The organism is Cellvibrio sp. (genome assembly GCF_053579595.1).
In genome coordinates, this window is record NZ_JBRFPI010000195.1 from 1 (window position 1) to 8,363 (window position 8,363).

Genomic DNA, 8,363 nt, shown 5'->3' on the forward strand with positions numbered 1-8,363 from the left:
GCGCGCGATCTCGCACTCAAGATGCAAGCCGAAGGCAAAGGTAAAGTATTGGATCAATTTGGCAACCCCGATAATCCGCTCGCACACTACACCTCCACCGGCCCGGAACTCTGGCAGCAAACCGGTGGCACTATTACCCATTTCGTCAGCTCCATGGGCACCACAGGTACGATTATGGGCACATCGCGTTATTTAAAAGAAAAAAATCCGGCGATTCAGATTATTGGTTTACAGCCAGCGGAAGGGGCGCAAATTCCCGGTATTCGCCGCTGGCCTGAAGCCTATTTGCCCAAGATATACGAGCGTGATCGCGTCGATGGTATTGTCAGCATGCCCCAGCCGCTGGCTGAGCAAACGATGCGCGATCTCGCGCGCAAAGAGGGAATTTTTTGTGGTGTGTCGTCTGGCGGTGCGGTCGCGGCAGCCTTGGAATTAAGTCAGCAGGTAGAAAATGCCGTGATAGTGGCGATTATTTGCGATCGCGGTGACCGCTATTTATCGTCTGGCTTGTTTAATTAAAGATTGCAGATTGTTTGCAATTCGGTGCGTTCGTGGATTTATTAACAATAACTAATGTGGATGGTTTTTTATGACGTCAATAATTCGGTTTTCAATTTTCGTTTTGGCTGTATTGCTGCAGGCTTGTGGGGGCGGTAGCTCGGGTTCGAAAGATCCTGTTGCGATTAGTTCGACACCGGCGAGTTCAGTTGCAGTGATTGTTTCTTCGTCGGCAAATTTTTCATCTTCCAGCTCTAGTTCCAGTGTCGCATCGAGCATGCCAGTAGATTATCCCATTGGCACGGTTGAGGCATTGCCGGTCTTAAAAATCACCACCGATGGCGGCGCGCCTATCCTGTCCAAAGAGACTTATGTCAATGGCAGTTTTGCGCTGACCGGTGAAGGTATAACAGCAGCGGAAGGCGCGTTGGAAATTCGTGGACGCGGAAATTCAACCTGGAGTTGGGCCAAAAAACCCTATCGGCTTAAATTGGCTAATTCCACTGAAATATTGGGTATGCCAGCAAGTAAGCACTGGGTTTTGCTTGCTAACTATGCTGACAAAACATTAATGCGTAACGATGTCGCCTTTATGTTGAGCCGTCATCTAGGCATGGAATATACCGTCAGAAACCAGTATGTGGAAGTAACACTCAATGGTGCTTATCAAGGTGTGTATCAGCTGGTTGAGCATATCCGCGTGGCCAAAGACCGGGTAAATATTCCCGAGTTAAAAGTCGCTGATACGGATGCTGAAAAAATTACCGGCGGGTATTTGATGGAAGTGGATTTTCGTATGCACAAGGATTATTGCAAAACGGCTTTCTGGGAAAGTTTTTGTGTAAATGGCGTCAACATGGATCGCGAAGCGACTTTTTGTGTGGACTCCAGCCATGGTATGAACCCATTTTGTATCGATACTCCCGAAACATTGTTAGAGGCAAATTGGTCGGCGCAGCGCGACTACATCAACAAATACATTACCGATGCCGAATCGGCATTGTTTGGTGATAAATTTGCCGACCCGCAACTGGGTTACGCCGCTTATATCGATGTGGATTCAGCTATCAATTATTTTTTGATTAACGAACTATTTAAAAACCCCGATGGTGCGGTCGCAAGTTTTTATTTGTATAAAAAACGCAATGGCAAACTATTCTTTGGGCCAATTTGGGATTTTGACTTGGCACTGGGCAACGCGGGCTATGATGATGTCGATAAAACCTACGGCTGGCATATTCGCCCTGCACCCTGGTTTGATCGTTTATTTCAAGATCCTGCGTTTAAGGCCAAAGTAAAGGCGCGCTGGAATAGTGCGAAAGCTGAAGGCAAGTTGGACTACATTTTTCAATATGCTGAAGCACGCGCGAGCTGGTTGGATAAGCAACAAAAGAAAAATTATCTGCTCTGGTCAGTCACGGATTTTGCAGACTGGATTATGCACGGTAGTCACGGTGGCACTGGTAGCTATGAAGCGGAAGTAAAAGAAATGATCCGCTGGCAGCGCGAGCGTTATAAATGGATAGATACTGAACTCAATAAATAAACCTGATGACGGCGCATAATTCACACAACTACTGCGCCGTCGTTTTTTGTAACACCGGGAATTTTTAATGTCCAATCGCAGTGGTAAAAATGGCGGCTCATCAAAAAATGGTACGCCGAAAAAAGGCGGCAGTTTGTTGGGCAAAAAACCGCGCCCTAAAAAAGCCGACGGCAGTGTGTATGTGCGCGATGATGCGCCGCGCCGCAATCAGGCGCGTGTTGAAGAAAAAAAACTGCCGCAAACCAATAAGCGCCTCGGCGAATTTATTATTGATCGGTTAAGTCACGATGGTCGCGGTGTTGCCAGTCTCGACGGCAAAACTGTTTTTATCGATGGTGCTCTGGTTGGTGAAAAAGTTACTGCGCGGTTGGTGGAAGATCATGCGCGTTTTATCGATGCACGTATCGACCAGTTAATTGATAGCTCCCCGGAACGTGTTGTGCCGCCCTGCGAACATTTTGCCAGCTGCGGCGGTTGTCAGTTGCAGTATATGCAGCCAAGTGCGCAAGTGGAGATGAAACAAAAAGCAGTGTTGGAGCAATTGCAGCGCTGGGGCGGGGTAGTGCCTAAACAGATACTGCCGGCAATCAGTGCGGGCGACCGCGCTTATCGCAGTCGTGCGCGCTTGGGAGTTTGGTATGAAGCAGACGGCAGCGTGACACTCGGCTTTCGCCAGCGCTACAGCAACGACATCACTCCTGTCAAACAATGCATGGTGTTGGTGCCCGAATTAAATGCACTGCTTGCGCCTTTGCATCGCTGGTTGACGGAACTGCGCGCAGTTAAAGCGGTGACCCATATTGAATTGGCCAAAGGGCAAAACGCGACAGCGATTATTTTGCGCCACACGAAAACGTTGGCGGAGGCAGATTTACTGGCACTCGCTGAATTGGCAGAAACGGCACAGTGCAAGGTGTGGCTGGAGCCCAATGGCAACCTCGGCTTGACGGATCTTGCGGGCGAGCCCTGCGATCCGCGGTTGGAATATTCTGTTGAAGGGTTGGAGCTAGGGTTTCACCCGCAGGATTTTACTCAGGTAAATCCGCAAGTGAACCAGCAGATGATCGCGCAAGCCCTGGACTTGCTCGCATTAAAGCCCACTGACCGGGTACTGGATTTGTTCTGTGGTATCGGCAACTTTACCCTGCCGATCGCGCAGCAGTGTGCTGAAGTGGTCGGCATTGAGGCGGTTGAGTCGATGGTGATGCGCGGACGTGAAAATGCCGAGCGGTTAACTATCACCAACGCAAAATTTATTGCCGCCAACCTGGCGGATATGACCCATACTCAATTGCAACGTTTGGGGGGCGCTAATAAGGAACAAGGAATCGCCGCGATTTTGCTTGATCCGCCCCGCGATGGTGCAAAAGATATTATTGCCGCCATTCTGCGCTGGGATGCGGAAAAGCAACTTTCCCCCAAGCGGATTGTCTACGTCAGTTGCAACCCCGCAACTCTGGCGCGCGATTCCGCATTGTTGGTGGAGGCTGGCTACCATTTGGACAAGCTTGGTGTGCTGGATATGTTTCCCCACACCAGCCACATTGAATCTATGGCGCTATTTTTGCGTAAGTAAGCGCGTTATTGAAAACAGCTTAACAATCAGATTTCGGGCCTGAAGATGAATCCAATGTATGTGGATGACACCGTCAGTGAATAATAAGTAAGACCCAATTTAGTTGAAGTAAACGCGTATGGTTAAAGTCAGAGCAGATCATCCCATAGCAGCGGATGGTCAGGTCGATATAGATGCCTGGATCGATCGCCTCAATCAGGGTTACATCCAATCGGACGCCAGCCGGGCCGAGTTGCGCCGAGCGGCTGAGTTAAGTTTATCTCTGGTCGATATTCATGCCGATGACGACCATAACTGGGGGGAGGATTTCTCCTGCTTCCGTATTGGCCTGGAGATGGCCGAGATCCTCGCGGACTTACAGCTCGACCAGGATGCTTTGGTCGCTGCTATTCTCTACCGCGCCGTGCGCGAACACAAAATCAGCCTTATTGATGTCCAAACCCGCTTTGGCGATACCGTCGGCAAACTGGTAAAAGGTGTGCTGCGGATGGCGGCCATCAGCTACCAGCGCAACGAAGAGGAGCGGGTGCTCGGCTCACAAGCGACCGAGCAGGCGGAAAAAATCCGCAAGATGCTGGTCTCCATGGTGGACGATGTGCGCGTCGCCCTGATCAAACTGGCTGAGCGGACCTGCGCCATCCGCTCGGTAAAAAATGCCGAACCCGATCGCCGCCGCCAGGTATCGCGTGAAGTCGCCGATATCTATGCGCCGCTTGCCCATCGTCTCGGCATTGGCCACATTAAATGGGAGCTGGAAGATTTGTCCTTCCGCTACCTGCAGCCCGATGATTACAAGCGCATCGCCAAACTGCTCGATGAGCGCCGTTTAGCGCGGCAGGAGTACATCGACAATCTGCTCAACCTGATCCGCACTGAATTGAAAAAAGCGGGTATCGAAGGTTCGGTGGGCGGGCGCGCCAAACATATCTACAGTATTTGGCGCAAAATGCAGCGCAAAGGTATTCCCTTTTCGCAGGTGTACGATATTCGCGCCGTGCGCATCCTTGTACCCAGTGTGCGCGATTGTTACGCGGTGCAGGGAATAGTCCACAGCCTCTGGCGCAATATTCCCCACGAGTTCGACGACTATATCGCCTCGCCTAAAGAGAACGGTTATCGCTCTTTGCATACCGCTGTTTGGGGGCCGGAAAACAAGGTGCTGGAAATCCAGATCCGCACCCAGGAAATGCACGAAGAGTCAGAGCTGGGCGTGTGCGCACACTGGCGCTATAAAGGTACCGATACCAAAGCCGTGCAGGATGGCTACGAGCAGAAAATCGCCTGGCTGCGTCAAGTGCTCGAATGGCATGAAGAGCTGGGCGGTGATTCCGAGCACCTGCAAGATGATTTGCGCTCGGTCAATCAGGACCGCATTTACGTGTTTACCCCCGAAGGCCACGTGGTGGATTTACCGCGCACTGCCACACCACTCGATTTCGCTTACAAAATCCACACCGATGTCGGCCATCGCTGCCGCGGCGCCAAGGTCAATAACCGCATAGTGCCGCTTAACTACCAACTGACCAATGCAGATCAGGTGGAAATCCTCACCGGCAAAATGGAATCGCCCAGCCGCGATTGGCTCAATGCCGCACTCGGTTATGTAAACACACCGCGTGCGCGCGCCAAAATCCAGCATTGGTATAAACAGCAAGCACGCGATAAAAATATCGCCGAAGGGCAGGCGCTGCTCGATCGCGAATTCAAACGCCTCGCACTTCTGGATCTGGACTTTGAAGAGCTGGCGAAAAAATTGCGCTTCAACAATCTCGATGATCTCTATGCCGCGGTAGGCGCGAGTGATATTGGTGTCGGCCAAGTTTTAAATGCTGCGCAGAAACAATTGGATGATGCTGATCCGCAACAGCCGTTAATCCCGTTTAAAACAAAATCGCCCCGGCAGAAAAAAGATTCGGATTTTTATATCGAAGGTGTGGGTAACTTACTCACCCAAATCGCCAATTGCTGCAACCCGGTACCGGGCGATGCGATTACGGGTTACATCACGCTGGGTAAAGGCGTCTCCATTCATCGGCAGGATTGCTCTAATATTTTGCAGCTGCAAACCGACGAACCCCAGCGCATTATTAAAGTGGAGTGGGGCGATACACCGCAGAGTTTTTATTCGGTGGATGTAGTTATTGAAGCTTATGACCGCTACGGTTTGTTGAAAGACATTACCACGCTGCTGGATACCGAACGCATCAATATTGTTGCTATGCAAACCCTGTCGGATAAACGTAAAAACACAGTGGATATGCAGGTGACAGTGGAAATTCGCAGCTTCGATGAATTGAGCCGCATACTCACCAAACTCAACCAGTTACCTAATATCGCGTCGGCACGCCGTAAACACTAGGATTTGATTTGTGACTCAATACTCTATCGACGATTTGCTTTATTTGATGGCGCGCTTGCGCGATCCGGAATCCGGTTGTCCCTGGGATCTCACACAGGATTACGCCAGCATCGCACCATCAACGTTGGAAGAAGCCTACGAGGTCGTCGATGCAATTGAGAAGCAGGATTTCGTCCATCTCAAAGAAGAGTTGGGCGATTTATTATTCCAGGTGATTTTTTATAGCCAGCTCGGAAAGGAAGAAGATCGGTTTGAATTTGCGGGTGTGGTTTCTGATTTGGTTGCCAAACTAATGCGTCGCCACCCACATGTATTTCCCGAAGGCACTTTGCACAGCCGTGTAGAAAATCGCCACACATTACCGACGGAAGTCAAAGCGCGTTGGGAGGTCATCAAACAACAAGAGCGTGCCGAAAAAGGCGCGAATGGAATTCTTGCGGATGTGCCACTGAATTTGCCGTCGTTAAGTCGCGCCGCAAAATTGCAAAAACGTGCTGCGAGTGTGGGGTTTGATTGGGATGATGTGTACGGCCCCATCGCCAAAGTGCGCGAAGAATTAATGGAAGTAGAAGCGGAATTGGATTCGGGCGATATGGCTGCACTTGAAGAAGAGTTGGGTGATTTATTATTTGCGGTGGTGAATATTGCGCGCTACCAAAAAATCGACCCGGAACAGGCTTTGCGTCGTGCCAATCAAAAGTTTGAACAGCGCTTTCATTTTATCGAGACACACAGCCCAGCCCCCTTGGCCGAAACCTCTATTCATGACATGAATCGCCTTTGGGATGAGGCCAAAAAACGCTGATTGTGATAGCTACTTAGTTTCCCTCCTTTCTTTATAACAAGATAACAAGGCCTCTAGGCGGATCGCTGGTGTGACGCTTAAGTCATCATAAGAGGTATAAGATGTTCAGGTTTTCATAGCTTTTTGTTACATGTGACCGGTTTCAAAAGCAGCTATGATTCATTGGTAGTAAGCAATGAAAGCCCCCCTGTTGTAACAATAAAAACACGAATAGTGAGGTTCCTTTGGATCGGCGCGAAGTAAAGCCGGGCTATGTGGATAAGAAGCTGAGCACCATTAAAATCCACATCTCAGAGCTAAAAATTGGCATGTTTGTCTCTAAACTGGATCGTGACTGGCAGGAAACCCCGTTTTTGATGCAGGGTTTTATGATTGAAAGTCTCGATGATATCGATACAGTGGCTGAGTTTTCGCAGCATGTGTGGATAGATGCAGTGCGCGAGCAATGGATACCTCCAGAAGAGCGCGGAGTTGCGGGTCCCGCCATTGCTAAATCGACGTCTTATATCAACAAAGTTGCGGCCCAGAAAGAACACGAGGCGGCCTTAGGTATTTTTCGCGAAGCCAAGAAGCTGACTAAAACGCTGCTTGAAGATGTGCGGTTGGGCGGTGTGGTTAACACGGAACAGGCAAAAGCGACCGTCAAAGATTGTGTGGGTAGTATTTTACGCAATGCTGATGCTCTCATCTGGATGTCGCGCATGCGCAATGAAGACGAGTACACCGCTGAGCATTGTTTGAATGTGTGCATTTTGGCAATCGCCTTTGGTCGCCATCTTGGCATGAGTGAACCCGAGCTGGAAAAGTTAGGCTTGTGTGGTTTACTGCATGACGTGGGCAAAATGCGCGTGCCTCCGCAAATTCTCAATAAGCATGAAGAACTCACCGACAAAGAATTTAATATCATCAAAGCGCATACAGTACACGGGCGCAATTTGCTGATGTCATCACCCGGTGTGCCCAATTCCACTGTTGATGTTGCCTACAGTCACCATGAACGGGTTGATGGCACAGGTTATCCACGCAAATTAAAAGCGGCGGGTATTTCCGATTTTGCGCGAATTATTTGTATTGTCGATGCCTACGATGCAATGACGGGGGACCCTTGCTATTCCCGCCCCATTCCCACCACTGATGCACTCAAACGAATATTCCAGGATCGCGGCACCCATTTTGATGAGCGGCTCGCGCTCGAATTTATCAAATGTGTGGGTTTGTATCCACCCGGCAGTATTGTCGAGTTGGTCAATGGCTTGGTAGGAATCGTGCTTGAGTCCAATCATCGCTATCGCCATTTGCCAAAAATTATTACTGTGAAAGATTTAAATAAACCGCTCGAAAAAGAACAGGTTATTAATTTAAATGAAGTGGAACAGAAAACGCTGGATAAAGGTTTTTTAATCAAGCGGGCACTCTGCGATGGTAGCTACGGAATCCGTATTCGCGACTATCGCGAGAAGGGGTTGGCATTCACCTTCGCTTAACGGTTTTGCATCGATGTGAATTAATAAGGCGCTCCTATGAGCGCCTTATTTTTTGCCTGAAATATCTGTTAATCTCTATCTACAATACGCTTGGG

General features: G+C 49.6%; 6 protein-coding genes. All 6 read left to right on the top strand.

The window, feature by feature from the left end; translation table 11 throughout:
* Positions 1–519 (top strand): pyridoxal-phosphate dependent enzyme (locus ACWA6V_RS12785; RefSeq protein WP_449522851.1); only part of this gene is annotated, 519 nt, incomplete at its 5' end.
* 70 nt (positions 520–589) lie between these two features.
* Positions 590–2,044 carry a CotH kinase family protein gene (locus tag ACWA6V_RS12790; RefSeq protein WP_449522852.1) on the top strand — a complete coding sequence of 485 codons (1,455 nt, stop codon included), beginning with the start codon at positions 590–592 and terminating at the stop codon, positions 2,042–2,044.
* 67 nt (positions 2,045–2,111) lie between these two features.
* Positions 2,112–3,620, top strand: coding sequence for a 23S rRNA (uracil(1939)-C(5))-methyltransferase RlmD (gene rlmD, locus ACWA6V_RS12795; RefSeq protein WP_449522853.1), 1,509 nt, complete (start codon positions 2,112–2,114; stop codon positions 3,618–3,620).
* 118 nt (positions 3,621–3,738) lie between these two features.
* A complete protein-coding gene (relA, locus tag ACWA6V_RS12800; RefSeq protein ID WP_449522854.1) occupies positions 3,739–5,979 on the top strand; it encodes a GTP diphosphokinase in 2,241 nt (746 codons plus the stop codon).
* A 10-nt stretch (positions 5,980–5,989) separates the two neighbouring features.
* Positions 5,990–6,784, top strand: coding sequence for a nucleoside triphosphate pyrophosphohydrolase (mazG, locus tag ACWA6V_RS12805; RefSeq protein ID WP_449522855.1), 795 nt, complete (start codon positions 5,990–5,992; stop codon positions 6,782–6,784).
* Positions 6,785–7,008: 224 nt separating this feature from the next.
* Positions 7,009–8,268: an HD-GYP domain-containing protein gene (locus ACWA6V_RS12810; protein ID WP_449522856.1), complete on the top strand. Its 1,260-nt coding sequence runs from the start codon at positions 7,009–7,011 to the stop codon at positions 8,266–8,268.
* Positions 8,269–8,363: the final 95 nt, after the last annotated feature.

What these genes read in the sequence shown, in the direction of transcription:
- ACWA6V_RS12790 (WP_449522852.1), top strand. Translation starts at nt 590, where the DNA reads ATGACGTCAATAATTCGGTTTTCAATTTTCGTTTTGGCTGTATTGCTG.
- relA (WP_449522854.1), top strand. Translation starts at nt 3,739, where the DNA reads ATGGTTAAAGTCAGAGCAGATCATCCCATAGCAGCGGATGGTCAGGTC.
- rlmD (WP_449522853.1), top strand. Translation starts at nt 2,112, where the DNA reads ATGTCCAATCGCAGTGGTAAAAATGGCGGCTCATCAAAAAATGGTACG.